This is a genomic window from Williamsia sp. DF01-3, assembly GCF_023051145.1.
Classification (GTDB): Bacteria; Actinomycetota; Actinomycetes; order Mycobacteriales; family Mycobacteriaceae; genus Williamsia.
The window spans coordinates 2,524,053-2,541,461 of record NZ_JALKFS010000005.1 but is presented as its reverse complement, the minus strand read 5'-3'; the positions used below and the strand labels follow the sequence as shown (position 1 = coordinate 2,541,461).

Sequence of the window (17,409 nt, the reverse complement as noted above, 5' to 3'; positions counted from 1 at the left end):
TGCACCCATGGGTGACCTCCCCTCGTGGACCGGATCGAACACAGTGACGACTGGTCCGATCCTACGAGCGGTGTCCGACAGAGCGTTGGATCTTCAGCGGTGGGTCACGCATCGCTTGTCGAGGCGGACACACCGGCTTTCAGTATCGCTCGCTCTCGATCACCACCGGTCCGGCCACCGCGAGCACGATCAGCCGTGTGTCGTCGGCGATCTCGTAGCCGAACTGGTACCCCGTGTCGATGTCGTAGCGCGAATCGCGGTCCTGTCGGCGACCACTTCCGTCGACCACGATGATCTCGCACAATCCCGGTTGGGTCGCGGCGCTGCACGAGTAGTCGATCAGCTCCGGCGACGGCTGCGGGTCGACCACCGACACCCCGGCATAGATTTCCGGGCTCACGGCTTCGACATCGACGGTGACCTCGTCTCCGGATCCGATCGTGGCCGCGGGATCTCGTGCGGCCAGACCCGAGAAGTCCAATTCGACAACGGCTTTCAGGAGGTCGGTGTCGACCCGTGAGATGGCCCGCTGGGCGATGGCGATCCAGTCGAAGTAGGTTGTCACCGGACTGATCTTCCAACCGCCGTCGGCCGGCACCGCGACCACATGACCGAAGGCACCGTACAGACGCTCGGCAAAGGGCCGCCGTCGGAGATGCATCCCTGGTCGCCCTCCCCGATCGTGCGTATGCAGTCACCGTCGAAGACCACCGTTGCCTCGGTGCCCTCGGAACGGAGTGTGGCCTCGAACTTGTCGATCCGGACGCGCGCCTGGTCGTTGTCCCCCCTGGTGACCTCGACATCCAGGTCGTCGATCGTCACCGGCGACTCGATTCCGAAGTCGAAGTCGAAGTCGGAGTCGGCCTCCAGCTCAGCATTGATGCCGGGGGCGTAAGTCTTGAGCAGTCGCGCCTCGACCCCGCCCATCGCGTCCGCGACATGAGTGATGTCAGCGGTCTGGAGGGTCTCGACCAGTCCCTCGACGAATCCGGTCAGCGCCTGTTCCGGAGAGTCATAACCGGTTTCGGACGGGCCGGGATCAGCTGTCTGCCAGCCCAGTTCCTCTGCGGTGTACTGGGCCGCAGTGAATGTGGGACTGACGAACCAGCCACCGTCGCGCCGCACCGACATCAGGAAAGGCGCCTGCTCGCGGTCACCGACCACCACCGTCTCGGTGCCGGTGTCGACGTCGTCGGCTGTAGTGGTCTTGTAGGTGACCTCGGGTCCGGCGATCGAGACCTCGATCTCGACGGCACCGACCGCCGCCGGATCAACGTCGGGGACGAGGTCGGCCAGCGACTCGATTGTTCTGGCGTCGATTTTCAGGATGATGGTGGCGCGGTCGATCGAGACCTTCGTCAGATCGGCTTCCACCGCCTCGGACGTCAGACGCAGATCCGATATCTCCACCGAGATGCCTTCGAATTGATCGATGGGTGACTGCCCGGCGGATCCCAGCTTGCTCTGCAGGTCTCCGATGTCACCGATGAGTCCGGCCAGCTGGTCGGTCTCATCCGGCGGCAACAGTAGTCCGAGCCTCGTCCAGTCCTCATCCTCGAGAGCGCCCAGGAAGTCCTTCACCGAGTTCGTGGCGCTCGACGCCCCGTTGACCTGGGTGACGAGTAGCCGGTTCACCGCGAATCCACCCGTCGCCACCAGGACTATCGCAGCCACGATCGCAATGGCCTTGAGAAGGCCGGGGATACGTGATGGGCCGAGCGGTCCGGGTTGCGGCGCAACGGGACCGGGATTCGACGGGTAGGTCATCGGATCACACCGCTTCGGGCCGGGGACGGCGCCAATGCCTCGCGCCACACGATGAACGCCGGCACCACGAACCCGACAAGCCAGAGCGCCAAGGGCGCCGGCAGGTTCCAGTTCACCCGCACGCTCATCACCACCAGGACCGCTATCGCAGTGATGACGAGTCCGATCGCAAAGCCGAACAACGCTTTCTGCTGGTCCCCCGGCCCACTCGACATCCTGTCGCGCACGAGTGTGGCCCCGGCCAGGGCGAGCGTGAAGAACACCAGCGCTGCGAGCACGGCGGACGTTGCCGAGTACAGGGTGAGCCCGGCGACCGACAACGCCACCCAGAGCAACGACACCGCCATCACCACACCCAGCGGCGCACTGTAGTACTCGTGCTGCGTCATCGCGATCCGGCGCGGTAGCGCAGGCGACAACGCGGCAGCCCCGATCCCACCGAGGACGGCGATACCCAGGTAGCCCGTGGTCACCGAATCAACAGATTCGTATGGCACTCCCGGCAACGACACCATCAGCGCCCACCCTGCAGCAGCCCATCCCAGAAGCGAAAGCGACAGGGACGAACCAGTTTTACCGGTGGCCGCCGACAAGATCAGGCGGCCGACCACGACCAGCCAGGCCACGGCTGCGGCCGCGGAGACCAGTGGATCGAGGACGCTCACGCGCAGGCCTGCGACGGCATCGAGATTCTCCACGAAACGCACCACATCGATCACCACAGCGGACACCGTCATCACCGCGAACAGCCCGCCGACGACAAGAAGAAGAGCCCGCGACTGCCGACCTGCGACGCCGAAGCCGTCGTGACCCGAGACATCGAAGAGATCGGCCTCACGCGGCTGCCCCGCGAGAATCGCTCCCGCCAGCCCGATCCATACAGCCGGACCGAAACCCGTACCGCCGTAATCCCATTCGGTCCAGCGACACGCGATATCCCAGCCAAGGCAGACCATGACCACTGCGAGATAGGGGGCCACACAGATCAGTTTGAGCACACGCAGCTTCGCCGGCGTCCATGTCTGCCCGAACATTCCCCGCCGACTCGCGGCCGGCAACAACAGCGACAGCAGCGAGAGGCCCGTGACGATCGCGACGTCGACGCGGAACAACGCGAGGGTGTCGGCGTCCCAGTCCAGACCCAGCGAGGCCAGCAACGCCACGGCCGCCAGGAAGTCCCGAACCCGGTCTGCTCTCGTGGGTGTCCACGGTGCGCCACCGACAATCGAAGCCGAGGGCGGACGTTGCAACACATCCGAGGGTTGCGATGGGGGCACCGTTCCTGGCTGCAAAGTGCGCTCCTCCCGTTGGGCACCAATGCAGGTCACATCGTAGGTCAGGGTGAAGGAAAATCCTGTCATCCATTCGGCGCAGGGATACTGGGCAGATGAACCCCTCCCCCGCAGCCACATGGTGTTCGCTGCCGCCGCCGGAACATCCAGTGTGGCGTTGGGACTCGGCGTCGGCTACCTGCTGGCACCTGCCGTCGATCGGAGTTCGTCGCCTCTACAGGCCGTGGGGTCCGAGGTGATCGACCGCATGCCCGAGGGTCTGAGGGAATCGGCCATCGATGCGTTCGGCACCGCCGACAAGACAGTGCTGCTGGTGACCATCGCGGCAATCATGGTAGTGCTCGCCGCCGGCGCCGGAGTGGCCGAATACCGGCGTCCCCCGGCCGGGCTCGTCATGGTGGCCCTGGTCGGAACGCTCGGGGCCGCAGCGGCGGTGGCGCGGCCGAACGCGTCGCTCGGGTGGGCGCTGCCCACGATCGCCGGGGTGGTGGTCGCCATGCTCGTACTGCACTGGCTGATACGGGCACTGCACCCGCGGGTCGGCGAACCCGCAGACCACAACGATGCGCACGGCGACGGGTCTGCCACTGCCACCGACCGTCGCCGGTTCCTGGTCCGAGCCGGCGCAGTCGGGGGCGGGGCGGTCCTGGCCGGACTCGGCGGTGTGACCGTCCGACGGGTCAGTGGCGGGGTGGGCGCCGATCGCGGCGCCTTCGCCGTGCCCGATGCGAGCAATCCGGTCACCACACAAGCGCCGTCCATTGCTCAGGTCAGCTCGTTCATCACCCCCAACGACGACTTCTATCGCATCGACACCGCCCTCGTGGTGCCACAGGTCAAGAGCACAAGCTGGTCGCTGCGCATCCATGGGATGGTCGATCGAGAGATCAGGCTCGATCTCGAGCAGCTACAACAAGACAACAGCGCTTTCGACGCCGTCATCACACTGACCTGTGTGTCCAACGAGGTCGGAGGCGACCTCGTCGGCAACGCGACCTGGACCGGCTACCGCCTGAAGGACCTCCTGGCTGCGGCCGGTCCGTCCGCGGACGCCGACATGGTGTTGTCGACCAGTGCCGACGGATGGACCGCCGGTACTCCGCTGACCGCATTGACCGACGGCCGCGACGCCATGCTGGCGGTGGGGATGAACGGTGAACCGTTGCCGCTCGAACACGGCTACCCGGTCAGGATGGTCGTCCCGGGCCTGTACGGATACGTCTCGGCGACCAAGTGGGTCGTGTCGCTCGAAGTCACCAGATTCGATCGCGCAAAGGCGTACTGGACCACGCTCGGCTGGGCCGAGAAGGGGCCGATCAAGACCAGTTCGCGCATCGACGTACCGAGGACCGGTTCCTCACTCACCAGCGGCCCGGTCACCGTCGGAGGCGTGGCCTGGGCACAGCACCGCGGTATCAAGGGCGTACAGGTGCAGGTCGACGACGGCCCGTGGAACGACGCAGAACTGTTGGATCCCAACGTGATCGACGCATGGCGACTGTGGAGGTGGCAGTGGGATGCCCCATCCGGCGAGCACCGCCTGAGGGTCCGGGCCATCGACGGCGAAGGCGCGGCGCAGATCGAATCGGAGACACCGTCGGTGCCGGACGGAGCGACCGGTCTGCATTCGGTCGAGGTGCAGGTCCGGCCCTGAGCTATCGCGGCTCGGCGCAGTCGGCCATCCATCCGGCGAGCAAAGCCAGCGACCTCCGCGCCGCGGCATCATCGCGGTCGACGAGCCACCACTGCACGGTGCCGAACAGCATCTGCAACGCCGACCGCACCAATTCACGTTCGGACACTTCCCATCGCATCCCGCAGCGATCGCCGATCTCGGAAAGATAGGTGTGCCCGTACTTCTCGGCGATGGTGTGCTGCAGCAACGCCTGGCCGGCCGACGCCGATTCCGTCGGCTGCCGCAACGAGAACAGCATGGACTCGATCATGAGCAGCCAACGATTCGGGAATTCGGCCGCGCGTGCCCAGACCGCAGTGACCGCCTCCTGGATGGAGATCCGGAGCGCGTCCCTGCCGGTGCCGAGGTTTTCGGTGGGTACCGAAGCGAGAAGCGCCTCGAGTTGTTCGGCGATCACCTTCTCGATCATCGCGGCGACAAGTTGTTCCTTGTCGTCGAAGCAGTAATGCACCACGCCGAGGGAGACCTTGGCTTCTTCGGCGACACCACGCACGGTCACCGCGCTCATCCCGCCGCGGTCGGCAAGCGTCAGAGCGCAGTTCACCAATTGTGCGCGGCGGTCCTCCACCGACAACCGGCGCGAACCTGGAACGTCACTGCGCATGGCGCACAGTACATCCCGAGACGAGCGCCGACGTCAACCACGGTGGACACACGGCTGGTCAGTCCCCCGAGCCCGAGGGCGCCGCGGCCTTCGCAGCGCTGTCCGCCTTCGGCACCCCGGTTGCGCCCCCGGCACCGGCGGGGACACCGCCTGGTTGCGACCCGCCCGCGGGTACCACCGCTTCCATCATGTGCCGCGGCCTGGCAAAGGCCGCAGCAGCGACGACGCCGATCAGCAGAGCCGCAGCCGGCAGCAGGAGCGACTGCCCCATCGCTGCGGAGAAGCCGTCCCGAACCGACTCCGGTAGCCGTCCGGCCTGATCCATCGACGATGACCCGAACCCGGGAACCTCTGCGGCGAGGCGGGTCTGCATCAGGGCACCCACCGCAGCGCTACCGAGCACCGAGCCGATGAGACGCGTGGTGTTGTACACGCCGGCGCCGGCGCCGGCGCTGGTCATCGGAAGGTTCCGCGTTGCGGTGGCGGCCAACGGCGCCCAGATACCCGAACTCGCCACGCCCATGAGCGCCACGGGCAGCAGAAGCTGCCAGATCGGGGTGGTCGGCGTGGCGATCATCGCGAGCCAACCGATGGCCACCGCGTTGAGCAGCAGGGCCGTGGCGACGATGTATCGAGGGTGGATCCGGTCGACCTGCCGGCCGACTATGGGCGCGAGCACGCCGGTGAGAACTGCCATCGGCACGGTCACCACCGCCGACTCCGTCGGGGTCAGACCCGCGACCAGCTGCAAGTAGTACATCAGAGGGACCATCATCCCGGCCGTCGCAAAACCCATCGTCGTGATGCCGATACTGGCCAGTGAGAAGTTCCGGTCGCGGAACAGGCGCAGGGGCACAAGCGGTTCAGCCGACCGCCGCACGGTCAAGATCTTGTGCTGCCAGTAGACGAACAGCACCATCACCACCAAGCCGAAGCCGATGAGGCCCCAGATCCAGGCCGCCCAGTCGTATTTCTCGCCATCCTGGATACCGAAGACCAGACAGGTGAGACCGATGCCGCTGAGCGCCATGCCGACGAGGTCGAAGTGGCGTTTGCTCGTGGACACCTGCGGCACCAGCTTCCACGCCAGCGCCAGACCGATGATGCCGACGGGGACGTTGACGAAGAAGATCCACTCCCAGCCCAGACCGTCGACGAGCCCGCCACCCGCGAGCGGCCCGATCAGCGTCGCGACACCCGCGACGGTGCCCCAGACACCCATCGCCGCGCCACGCTTGTTCTCGGGGAAGATCCTCGTGATCAGTGCCATCGTCTGCGGCGTGATCAACGCCGCGCCGACCCCCTGCAGACCGCGCGCGAGGATGAGCATCTCGATCGAGCCCGCGAACCCGCACCACACGCTCGCAACCGTGAACACCACGAGGCCTACGAGATACACGTTCTTCGGTCCGTACCGGTCACCCAGACGTCCGGCGACCAGCATGGGCACCGCGTAGGTGAGCAGATAAGCGCTCGAGACCCAGATGACCCCGTTGACATCGGTGTCGAGCGCCCGCTGAATGGCAGGCTGGGCAACCGAGACGATGGTCATGTCCACGAGGATCATGAAGAACCCGATGCACAGCGCGCCCAGCGCGAGCCAAGGTCTGGTGGTGATGGCCGGGGTGGGGCTGGGGCTACTCACTGTCTTCCTCTGTTCTGTTCGATGGGGTCGTGCCCGCCAACCACTCCTCGATCCACAGGAGGTCGCCGTTCTCCAGCCGATTTCGCAGGCTCTCGGTCCAGGCGATCTCAGCCTGCATCACCGCCTGCCGGCAACCGGCATCCAGCAGGAACATCTCGGGGATGCCGCCTTCCGAGGCCGCTTCCACCGACCGGTTGACCGATTCGAGTTCGTCTCGCATCGCACCGAGCCGCTCGGTGAGAAGCCCGACGACCTCATGCCGGCCCAGCGAGTGCGCCTCGGCCAGGGCCAGGTAGAAGCTCGGGTACTCGACCGCGGGTGTGCGGAGCATTGCCCTGAGAGAGCGGCGCAGAGCGCTGGTGCCCGTCTCGGTGATGGCGTAGACGGTTCGTTCGGGCCGGTTGCCGGAACGCTGAACGCTGTTGATCTGCAACAGATCCTGGGCGTGTAGCCGGTCGACTGTGTGGTAGAGCGATCCGGGCCGGGTCTTGGCGAACCGGTCCTCGTTGCGTTCGAGCAGCGTCTGGACCATTTCATACGGATGCATCGGCCGTTCCGCCGCGAGCCCGAGGACAAGAACGGCCAACGGGGTCAGTTCGACATCGGCAGCACTGCGTTGCGTCATCGTCCTCCCCGCCCGGCCTTCGTCCCGCCCGAATAGTCCATGTGGAATATACCGCGCCGAAGTCCGTCTGCCCAGCCCTGATCAACGGCTACCCTGGAAACGATGAGCACCGAGTCGACACACTCAGCGCACGACACTCCCGGCACCTACGTGACCACCGGTGAAGAGTTCGTGCGGGACACCCGATACATCGACAACCGCATCACGCGTGACGGCGTCGGACCCGCGGGCGAGACATTCAAGGTCGAGCCCGGCCGGTACCGGCTGATCGTCGCCCGCGCATGCCCCTGGGCGAACCGGGCGATCATCGTGCGCCGACTGCTGGGTCTGGAGTCGGTGTTGTCGATGGGCCTGTGTGGCCCGACCCATGACTCGGACAGCTGGACCTTCGACCTCGACCCCGACGGTCTCGACCCGGTCCTGAAGATCCCGCGCCTGAAAGACGCCTACCTGACGCGGTACCCGGACTATCCGCGCGGAATCACCGTCCCGGCCATCGTCGACATCCCCACCGGCGCCGTGGTCACCAACGAGTTCCGCCAGATGACCCTCGACTTCTCCACCGAGTGGGTCGACCATCATCGGGAAGGGGCTCCTGACCTCTACCCCGAACATCTGCGCGGCGAGATCGACGAGGTGATCGACGTCGTCTTCAAAGACGTCAACAACGGCGTGTACCGGTGCGGCTTCGCCGGCAGTCAGGACGCCTACGAAACCGCCTACGATCGTCTGTTCACCCGTCTCGACCAGCAATCCGACCGGCTGAGCGAGCAGCGTTACCTGGTGGGCGACACCATCACCGAAGCGGACGTGCGCCTGTTCACCACCCTGGTCAGGTTCGACCCCGTCTACCACGGACACTTCAAGTGCAACCGGTCCAAACTGAGTGAGATGCCCGTGCTCTGGGCATACGCACGCGATCTGTTCCAGACCCCCGGATTCGGCGACACCGTCGACTTCACCCAGATCAAACAGCACTACTACATCGTTCACGAGGACATCAATCCCACGAAGATCGTGCCCAAGGGACCGGATCTGTCCGGCTGGCGCACTGCCCATCACCGTGAAGAACTCGGCGGTCGACCGTTCGGCGACGGCACCCCGCCACCGCCGCCCATCGACGGCGAAGTGGTTCCCGCCGGACAAGGAGCCTGACCCATGGCCAAGAAGCAGCTGTCGTCCATCGGCGATGGACAGATCGTGGGGGCCGGACGCAAACCCGAGGGCATCCTGGACGCCTTGGTCGGTCAAGCGCAGCACCTGCAGGCACCCGCTGTCGCCAAGTACGTCAACCACCTGCGCCAAGAACACCCCTACGAGTCACCGGCACAGATCATCACCCGGCTCGAACAGCGCTTCCTGATGGCTGTCACCGGATCTGGCGGAGCGGTCGGCGCCGCGGCTGCGTTCCCGGGTGTGGGCACCGTGATGTCCCTGGCATCCCTGGGCGCCGAGACCGCCTTCTTCATCGAGGCATCGGCACTCCTGTCGCTGGCCATCGCCGATGTGCACGGCATACCGATCGACGACCGCGAACGCCGCAAAGCCCTCGTGCTGACGGTGGCGCTCGGTGAGTCGGGGTTGGCGGTGGTGCGTGACTCCCTCGGCGCGAAGTCCGGCGGAACCATGGGCCGTGCGCTCGGCGGCGTCATACCGGCACCGGTCATGCGCACACTCAATCAGCGGTTGGTCAAGCGATACCTGCGCAAGTACACGCTCCAGAAGTTGCCGTTGGCGGCCGGTAAACTCCTTCCCGCCGGCCTCGGCGCGATCATCGGGGGCGTCGGCAACCGCACACTCGGCAAGATCATCATCAACAACTCGCGCAAGGTCTTCGGCCCTGCTCCCAGGGAATGGCCGTCGAATCGTCCTCACATCATCGCGCCCTACGACGGGCCGTCCTCTAGTTGACCGCTCCGCCAGAAGAAGCTCGACCCGGGTGGATCCGGCGGCTGACCCGGGAATGTCTGCGTCACCGCAGACTGGTTGTCATCGTCCTCGGTGTCACCGGCCTCGCGTTGCTGATCGACCTCACGATCCCGCTGCTGACCAAGGCCGCGATCGATGAAGCCACCGGGGCCGCCGAGCACGGTTACTCGATCGCTGCGATCGCCGGGGTCATGGTCGCGCTGGCCTTTGTCCGATTCGGATGTCAGTACGGTCGCCGGCTGACCGCTGGACGACTATCACTCAACGTGCAGAATGCGCTGCGGTTGTCGATCCTGAACAGCGTGCTCCGACTCGACGGCGCGGCTCAGGACCAGATCCGCACCGGACAGGTGGTGTCGCGCAGCATCACCGATCTGCAGCTGGTGCAGGGCCTCCTCGCCATGGTGCCGCTCTCGCTGGGCGCGATGGTGCAGGTAGTTCTCGCCATCGGGGTGATGTTCTACCTGTCACCGTCGCTCACAGTGGTTGCCCTGCTGGTCATCCCGGCCGTGTCGGCCATCGCTTTCAACAGTCGCAAACGCCTGTTCGCCGCCACCTGGTCCGCGCAACAATCGGCCGCCGACCTCGCCCAGCACGTGGAGGAGACGGTGACCGGCGTCCGGGTCGTCAAGGGCTTCGGTCAGGAGGATCGGGCGGTCGACGAGCTCGTGGGCCTTGGTCGTCGGCTGTACTCCATGCGCCTGCGGTCGGCGAAGATCAACGCACGTTTCGCGCCGTCGCTCGCAGCCGTGCCGCAGCTGGGGATGGTCGCGATCATCGCCCTGGGCGGGTACCTGACGATGCAGGGCTCGATCACGGTCGGCACCTTCCTCGCGTTCGCCACCTACGTCACCACGATGACCGGACTCGCCCGGCTCCTCACCTCTCTGCTGGTGTCGGCGCAACTCGCGCGGGCCGCCGTCGAGCGCGTGTACCAGGTGATCGACGAACCACCCGATCCCGCTCTGTTCGCACGCGGCAGCCTTCCCGGTGATGCCCTGGGACTGGCGCTGAACAACGTCACCTTCTCCTACCCGGGAGCCCGAACACCCGTGCTGAACGGGGTCGACCTCCACATTGCCCCCGGTGAGGTCGTGGCCGTCGTCGGTCCGCCCGGCTCGGGCAAATCGACCCTCGCCCTACTCGCCGACCGCTTCTATCGGCCCCAAGCCGGCACGATCGAATTGTCGAACAGCAACGGCACTTTCGACATCTCCACTGTGGAGACACAGGAACTCCGGTCGACGGTCGGCGTGGTGTTCGACGAGGCCTTCCTCTACTCGGACACCGTCGCCGCCAACATCGCCCCGAACGCCCACGTCGGGAAATTCGCCAGCACCACCGAAGAGAAGGCACCGCTGCCGTCGGGCATCATCTCGGCCGCCGAACGAGCCGGCGCACACGGTTTCGTGACCACACTCGAACACGGATACCGGACCATCGTCGGAGAACGAGGACTGACACTGTCCGGCGGACAACGCCAGCGCATCGCACTGGCCCGCGCGCTCTATGCCGACCCCCGCGTACTGATCCTCGACGACGCGACCTCTGCGGTCGATGCGCGCACCGAGGCCGACATCTTCACCCATCTGCGCACCTCCACGCGGACCATGCTGATCCTGGCCCACCGCCGGTCCACCCTGACCCTTGCCGACCGTGTCGCCGTTCTCGACGGAGGCCGCATCATCGACGTCGGTACCGAGGCCGAACTCAACGCTCGCTGTCCCCTCTTCCGCTCACTGATGAGCACGGATGTCCGCGACGACGACCTCGACGAGGAAATCGCCGCCGATCAACCGATAACGGTCGATGCGCTCTGGCCGGGCGAAGCACCCGATCCCGAGCCGCGGCTGCGCAAGGTCGCGGCACCGGCGACGATGGGTCCTCGCGGCGGTGGCGGGATGGCCGGTGCACTCGGTGCGATGGCTCCGACCCCGAAACTCCTCGAAGCGGTGCAGGCGCTCCCCCCGGCCGACGAGTCACCGGACGTCGACGACGACATCCGCACCGACCGGCCCGACTTCTCGCTTCGTCAGTTGCTGCGCCCGGTTCGCTGGTTGCTGGCGTTGGTCGTGCTGTGCATATCCATCGACACCCTGGTGGGTCTTGCCTTCCCGACGATCGCCCGCTACGGCATCGACGGCGCCACGTCCGACCGGTCGAGCCATCTGTGGTTCGCGGCCGGCGCAGGTCTGGTGGCCGTTGCGATCGGGTTCGTGGCTACCGCGGTGATGACAGTGATCACCTCCCGCGCCGGCGAGCGCGTCCTCTACGCACTGCGCGTGCGGAGTTACGCGCACCTGCAGCGACTCGGCCTGGACTACTACGAGCGTGAGCTGTCCGGGCGGATCATGACGCGCATGACCACCGACGTCGATGCCCTGTCGACGTTCTTGCAGACGGGTCTGTCGACGGCGATCGTCAGCACCCTCACGGTCGTCGGTGTGGCGGTTGCCCTCATCATCACCGACGCCTCACTCGGACTGCTGATGCTGGTGGTGTTCCCGCCGATCATCGTGGCGACGATCGTGTTCCGCCGGATCTCGTCGCGCGCCTACACCCGCTCACGGGAATTGGTCAGCGAGGTCAACGCCGACTTCCAGGAGAACGTCGGCGGCGTGCGCACCACCCAGGCATATTCGCACGACGGCTTCGCCATGGCACAGTTCTCGGCACGGGCTGCGGCATACGTTCGGGCCCGCATGGTGTCCCAGCAGGCGATCTCCATCTTCTTCCCGTTCATCACCCTGATGTCCGACCTCGCCACCGCAGGGGTGATCGCTTTCGGCGCCCACCAGGTTGCCGGCGGGAGCACCAGTGCGGGCACCCTCGTCGCCTTCGTCCTGTATCTCGGCATGCTGTTCGGTCCGGTCCAACAGCTGTCGCAGGTCTTCGACGGGTATCAGCAGGCGTTGGTCAGCCTCCGGCGGATCTCCGATCTGCTCGCCACCCGCAGTAGCGTGCGCTGTCCCGACGGCGTGCCCGAACTCGCCGTGGCGACACCGGAGAACGGATTCGCCGGGCACGCCGAACTGAGAGAGGTCGGGTTCCGCTATCCCGGGTCGACAACCGATGCGCTCGTCGGCGTGGACCTCGATCTACCCGCCGGCACCTCACTGGCCCTGGTGGGTGAGACCGGCGCGGGCAAGTCGACCATCGTCAAGCTCCTCGCCCGGTTCTACGACCCGACAAGCGGATCGGTGCGGATGGACGGCACCGACATCCGGGGCTTCCGGTTGTCGTACTACCGCTCCCGACTGGGCGTGGTCCCGCAGGAACCCCACCTGTTCACCGGCACCGTCGCCGACAACATCGCCTATGGCAGACCGGACGCCGACCACGAGCAGATCGTCGCGGCGGCTCGAGCGGTGGGCGCGCTGTCGATGATCTCGGCGCTGCCGGGCGCCATGAACCATCCGATCGGTGAGCGGGGGCAAGGACTGTCCTCCGGTCAGCGACAGCTGATCGCGCTCGCCCGTGCCGAACTGGTGGACCCCGACCTCCTGCTGCTCGACGAGGCGACGGCCACGCTCGATCAGGCCACCGAACGACGGGTGATGGCGGCCGGCCGGCACCTCACCGGATCACGGAGCTCGGTGATCGTCGCGCATCGACTGGCGACCGCTGCGCGAGCCGACCGCATCGCCGTGGTCGCCGGCGGGCAGATCGTGGAGCTCGGAACACATGGCGAGCTCTTGGCGTTGGACGGAAGGTATCGCGCCCTGTGGACGGCGGGTATCACACCAGACGAGGCGAGCGAACCGACAGCCGGACACGGCGGCAACCGACCGGCATAGCTTCGGCGGCACTCGGGGACTAACCTTTAGACCTGGATACTTCGAACGGAGTTCCGGGCGGCGTGATAGCGGCGGAGACGGCCCCTGGCGCGGGACTCGACATGGATACGTAAAGGGAATTGAGGCGAGATACTGCCGTGAGCAGCAGTTCGATTTCAGACTTCGGACAGAACGAGTGGCTGGTTGAGGAAATGTACCAGCGCTTCAAAGAAGACCCGAGCTCGGTCGACCCGAGTTGGCATGACTTCCTCAAGAGTTATGGCGCAGAGGGTAATGGGTCCGAGGAGGCGAAATCCCCGCCGAAGGCGGCCGCTGGGTCACAGCCGAAGGCGGCTGCTCAGTCACAGCCGAAGGCCGATGCCTCATCGAATGGCTCTGCTGCCCCCAAGTCCTCCGCCAACGGATCCGCGGCCAAGCCTGCTGTCGACCCGACTCCGGCAAGCAAGGCCGCTGCCGGCCAGTCCGAGCACAGCAGGGACGCCTCGTCGTCGACCACCACCTCGGCCGAGTCCACCACCGACAAGTCCGCGGAGTCGGTGAGCAAGGATGCCGCACCGGCGGCCAAGAAGTCCGCGCCGGCTCCCCGCAAGGACGCCCCCACCAAGAAGGACGCCCCGGCGAAGAAGTCTGCGCCCGCAGCGGCCGATGCACCGACCGAAGCCAGCAACAAGGTCCTGCGTGGTGCCGCTGCCGCGGTTGCCAAGAACATGGCGGCCTCGCTGCAGATTCCGACGGCCACCAGCGTTCGCGCGGTGCCCGCCAAACTGATGATCGACAACCGGGTGGTCATCAACAACCACCTCGCCCGCACCCGCGGCGGCAAGGTGTCGTTCACCCACATCCTCGGGTACGCGATCGTCCAGGCGATCAAGTCGTTCCCGAACTTGAACCGCCACTTCGAAGAGGTCGACGGCAAGCCGAACGTGGTGACCCCGGCGCACACCAACCTCGGCCTGGCGATCGACCTGCCGGGCAAGGACGGTTCGCGCACGCTGGTGGTCGCGGCGATCAAGCGTTGCGAGACCATGAACTTCGCGCAGTTCCATGCGGCTTACGAAGACATTGTCAGGCGGGCTCGCGAGGGCAAGCTGACCGCCGAAGACTTTGCGGGCGTGACGATTTCGCTCACCAACCCGGGAACCATCGGCACGGTCCACTCGGTGCCGCGGTTGATGAAGGGCCAGGGCGCGATCGTGGGCGCGGGCGCGATGGAGTACCCGGCCGAGTTCCAGGGCGCCTCCGACGAGCAGATCTCAGCGCTCGGCGTCGGAAAACTGATGACGCTGACGTCCACCTATGACCACCGCATCATCCAGGGCGCGGAGTCAGGTGACTTCCTGCGCACCATCCATCAGTTGCTGCTGTCGGACGACTTCTTCGACCAGATCTTCACCACGCTCCACATCCCGTACGAGCCCATCCGCTGGCGCCGCGACATCCCCGAGGGCGCCGTCGACAAGAACGCCCGCGTGCTGGAACTGATTGCGGCATACCGCAATCGGGGCCACCTGATGGCCGACATCGACCCTCTGATGATCGATTCGGACGCACGGTCGGCTCACCCCGACCTCAACGTGCTGACCTACGATCTGACGCTCTGGGATCTCGATCGCAGCTTCAACGTCGGTGGGTTCCACGGCGAGAACAAGATGAAGTTGCGCGACGTCCTGTCGATCCTGCGCGACTCCTACTGCCGGCACGTCGGTGTGGAGTACACCCACATCCTCGAGCCCGAGCAGCAACAGTGGCTGCAGGAACGGGTGGAGATCAAGCACGTCAAGCCGCCCGTCGCGGAGCAGAAGTACATCCTCTCCAAGCTCAACGCAGCCGAGGCCTTCGAGACGTTCCTGCAGACCAAGTACGTCGGCCAGAAACGGTTCTCGCTCGAGGGTGCCGAGGCAGTCATCCCGATGATGGACGGCGTGATCGATCAGAGCGCCGAATACGGCCTCGACGAAGTGGTTGTGGGCATGCCCCACCGCGGTCGGCTCAATGTGCTCGCGAACATCGTCGGCAAGCCGTACTCGAAGATCTTCACCGAGTTCGAGGGCAACCTGAACCCATCGCAGGCTCACGGCTCGGGCGACGTGAAGTACCACCTCGGCGCCGAGGGCAAGTACTACCAGATGTTCGGCGACAACGAGATCAACGTCTCCCTCACCGCCAACCCGTCTCACCTCGAGGCCGTCGACCCGGTCCTCGAAGGTCTGGTGCGGGCCAAGCAGGACCTGCACGACAAGGGCGACGGCGCATTCACCGTGCTGCCGCTGATGTTGCACGGCGACGCCGCGTTCGCAGGCCAGGGTGTGGTCGCCGAGACGCTGAACCTCGCCATGCTGCGGGGCTACCGCACCGGCGGCACCATCCACATCGTGGTGAACAACCAGGTCGGTTTCACCACCGCCCCGGAGGCATCGCGGTCGTCGGAATACTGCACCGATGTCGCGAAGATGATCGGTGCGCCGATCTTCCACGTGAACGGCGACGATCCCGAGGCATGTGTGTGGGTGGCCAAGCTGGCCGTCGACTACCGGCAGGCGTTCAACAAGGACGTTGTCATCGACCTGGTCTGCTACCGCCGCCGCGGCCACAACGAGGGTGACGATCCCTCGATGACCCAGCCGGCGATGTACGACGTCATCGACACCAAGCGGTCGGTGCGTAAGAGCTACACCGAAGCACTCATCGGTCGTGGTGACATCTCCACCAAGGAAGCCGAAGACGCCCTGCGCGACTACCAGGGTCAGCTCGAACGGGTCTTCAACGAGGTCCGCGAGTTGGAAAAGTACCAGGCGGCACCGAGCCCGTCGGTCGAGGCCGATCAGCAGGCACCGGTGAAGCTGGACACCGCCATCAGCAAAGAGACGATGGAACGGATCGGCGACGCGTTCATCAACGTGCCCGAGGGTTTCACCGTGCACCAGCGTGTCCAGCCCGTGCTCAAGAAGCGCTACGAGATGTCGCGTAACGGCGATGTCGACTGGGCGTTCGGCGAGCTGCTCGCATTCGGTTCACTGGTCGAAGAGGGCCGCACGGTTCGGCTGTCCGGCCAGGACTCGCGCCGAGGCACTTTCACCCAACGTCACTCGGTCCTGATCGACCGGGAGACCGGCGACGAGTACACCCCTCTGCGTACGGTTGCCGAGACCAACCCGGACAACCCGGGCCGGTTCCTCGCCTACGACTCCGCACTGAGCGAATACGCGGTGGTCGGCTTCGAATACGGTTACTCGGTGGGTCATCCCGATGCCCTCGTGCTGTGGGAAGCCCAGTTCGGTGACTTCGTGAACGGCGCCCAGTCGATCATCGACGAGTTCATCTCGTCGGGTGAGGCCAAGTGGGGTCAGACCTCCGACGTGGTGCTGCTGCTTCCACACGGTCACGAGGGTCAGGGTCCCGACCACACGTCCGGACGTATCGAGCGGTTCCTGCAATTGTGCGCAGAGGGCTCGATGACCGTGGCCCTACCGTCGACACCCGCAAGTTACTTCCACCTGCTGCGTCGCCATGTGCTCGATGGCATCAGCCGCCCGCTCGTCGTCTTCACCCCGAAGTCGATGCTGCGGAACAAGGCTGCAGTGTCGCCGGTGTCGGAGTTCACCGAGGGTCGCTTCCAGTCGGTCATCGACGATCCGGCCTTCACCTCCGATGCCGAACGCGAGAAGGTCCGGCGGGTGCTGCTGGTGTCGGGCAAGTTGTACTACGAATTGGCCGCCCGCAAGGCGAAGGACAAGCGTGACGACGTCGCGATCGTCCGTATCGAGCAGCTCTACCCGGTGCCGCACAAGCGTTTGCGCTCGGCGCTGAGCCGCTACACCAGCATGGAAGAGATCTTCTGGGTCCAGGAAGAGCCGGCCAACCAGGGTCCGTGGCCCTTCTTCGGTCTGGCACTCCCGGAGATGCTGCCCGAGTTCTTCAACGGCCTGCGCCGGGTCTCGCGACGGGCGATGTCGGCCCCGTCGTCGGGCTCGTCGAAGGTGCACGCCGTCGAGCAGCAGGAAATCATCGACACCGCCTTCGGCTGATCGATCTTGGTGGGTTTCGGTGAGCGTTT

10 protein-coding genes and 2 pseudogenes are annotated in these 17,409 nt (G+C 65.8%); 6 read left to right on the top strand and 6 right to left on the bottom strand.

Annotation, left to right across the window (positions count from 1 at the left end; genetic code table 11):
- Window positions 1-139: 139 nt before the first annotated feature.
- From MVA47_RS14135 to MVA47_RS14125, 3 genes are read right to left on the bottom strand one after another with little or no spacing between them, the layout of a single operon-like run.
- Entirely contained in the window at window positions 140-565 is a 426-nt protein-coding gene (locus MVA47_RS14135; RefSeq protein ID WP_247208398.1) for a hypothetical protein, read from the bottom strand.
- Window positions 562-1,767, bottom strand: a complete 1,206-nt coding sequence (locus MVA47_RS14130; RefSeq protein WP_247208397.1) for a hypothetical protein — start codon at window positions 1,765-1,767, stop codon at window positions 562-564. Before MVA47_RS14130 ends, MVA47_RS14135 begins: the two co-directional genes overlap by 4 nt.
- Entirely contained in the window at window positions 1,764-3,059 is a 1,296-nt protein-coding gene (locus MVA47_RS14125) for a hypothetical protein (protein WP_247208396.1), read from the bottom strand. The genes MVA47_RS14130 and MVA47_RS14125 overlap by 4 nt, the downstream gene beginning before the upstream one ends.
- Before the next feature lie 49 nt (window positions 3,060-3,108).
- On the opposite strand from MVA47_RS14125, the gene MVA47_RS14120 reads away from it, so the two are divergent.
- Entirely contained in the window at window positions 3,109-4,713 is a 1,605-nt protein-coding gene (locus MVA47_RS14120) for a molybdopterin-dependent oxidoreductase (RefSeq protein WP_308280549.1), read from the top strand.
- A gap of 1 nt (window position 4,714) precedes the next feature.
- Here the strand turns inward: MVA47_RS14120 and MVA47_RS14115 are convergent, their stop codons facing one another.
- The 3 genes from MVA47_RS14115 to MVA47_RS14105 are packed head-to-tail and all read right to left on the bottom strand — an operon-like array spanning window position 4,715 to window position 7,629.
- Entirely contained in the window at window positions 4,715-5,359 is a 645-nt protein-coding gene (locus MVA47_RS14115) for a TetR/AcrR family transcriptional regulator (protein WP_023957834.1), read from the bottom strand.
- A 58-nt stretch (window positions 5,360-5,417) separates the two neighbouring features.
- Window positions 5,418-7,004 carry a DHA2 family efflux MFS transporter permease subunit gene (locus MVA47_RS14110; protein ID WP_247208395.1) on the bottom strand — a complete coding sequence of 529 codons (1,587 nt, stop codon included), beginning with the start codon at window positions 7,002-7,004 and terminating at the stop codon, window positions 5,418-5,420.
- Window positions 6,997-7,629 (bottom strand): PadR family transcriptional regulator, encoded by a 633-nt coding sequence (locus MVA47_RS14105; RefSeq protein WP_247208394.1) that lies wholly within the window; start codon window positions 7,627-7,629, stop codon window positions 6,997-6,999. Before MVA47_RS14105 ends, MVA47_RS14110 begins: the two co-directional genes overlap by 8 nt.
- Before the next feature lie 102 nt (window positions 7,630-7,731).
- Here MVA47_RS14105 and MVA47_RS14100 point away from each other — a divergent pair, with 102 nt between their 5' ends.
- The 5 genes and pseudogenes from MVA47_RS14100 to MVA47_RS14085 all read left to right on the top strand — a co-directional run bounded on the left by MVA47_RS14100 (window position 7,732) and on the right by MVA47_RS14085 (window position 17,380).
- Window positions 7,732-8,784: a glutathione S-transferase family protein gene (locus MVA47_RS14100; RefSeq protein ID WP_247208393.1), complete on the top strand. Its 1,053-nt coding sequence runs from the start codon at window positions 7,732-7,734 to the stop codon at window positions 8,782-8,784.
- A 3-nt stretch (window positions 8,785-8,787) separates the two neighbouring features.
- Window positions 8,788-9,540 (top strand): hypothetical protein, encoded by a 753-nt coding sequence (locus tag MVA47_RS14095; protein WP_247208392.1) that lies wholly within the window; start codon window positions 8,788-8,790, stop codon window positions 9,538-9,540.
- Window positions 9,537-13,073, top strand: a pseudogene (locus MVA47_RS14090) (ABC transporter ATP-binding protein); the annotation flags it as partial. The gene MVA47_RS14095 and the pseudogene MVA47_RS14090, both read left to right, overlap by 4 nt.
- An 84-nt stretch (window positions 13,074-13,157) precedes the next feature.
- Window positions 13,158-13,355, top strand: a pseudogene (locus MVA47_RS27275) (hypothetical protein); the annotation flags it as partial.
- A gap of 191 nt (window positions 13,356-13,546) precedes the next feature.
- A complete protein-coding gene (locus tag MVA47_RS14085) occupies window positions 13,547-17,380 on the top strand; it encodes a multifunctional oxoglutarate decarboxylase/oxoglutarate dehydrogenase thiamine pyrophosphate-binding subunit/dihydrolipoyllysine-residue succinyltransferase subunit (RefSeq protein ID WP_374474381.1) in 3,834 nt (1,277 codons plus the stop codon).
- Window positions 17,381-17,409: the final 29 nt, after the last annotated feature.

Bases quoted from the DNA above. Each gene is read 5' to 3' on its own strand.
- MVA47_RS14130 (WP_247208397.1), bottom strand. From the start codon at position 1,767: ATGACCTACCCGTCGAATCCCGGTCCCGTTGCGCCGCAACCCGGACCG.
- MVA47_RS14115 (WP_023957834.1), bottom strand. From the start codon at position 5,359: ATGCGCAGTGACGTTCCAGGTTCGCGCCGGTTGTCGGTGGAGGACCGC.
- MVA47_RS14105 (WP_247208394.1), bottom strand. From the start codon at position 7,629: ATGACGCAACGCAGTGCTGCCGATGTCGAACTGACCCCGTTGGCCGTT.
- MVA47_RS14100 (WP_247208393.1), top strand. From the start codon at position 7,732: ATGAGCACCGAGTCGACACACTCAGCGCACGACACTCCCGGCACCTAC.
- MVA47_RS14095 (WP_247208392.1), top strand. From the start codon at position 8,788: ATGGCCAAGAAGCAGCTGTCGTCCATCGGCGATGGACAGATCGTGGGG.
- MVA47_RS14085 (WP_374474381.1), top strand. From the start codon at position 13,547: ATGTACCAGCGCTTCAAAGAAGACCCGAGCTCGGTCGACCCGAGTTGG.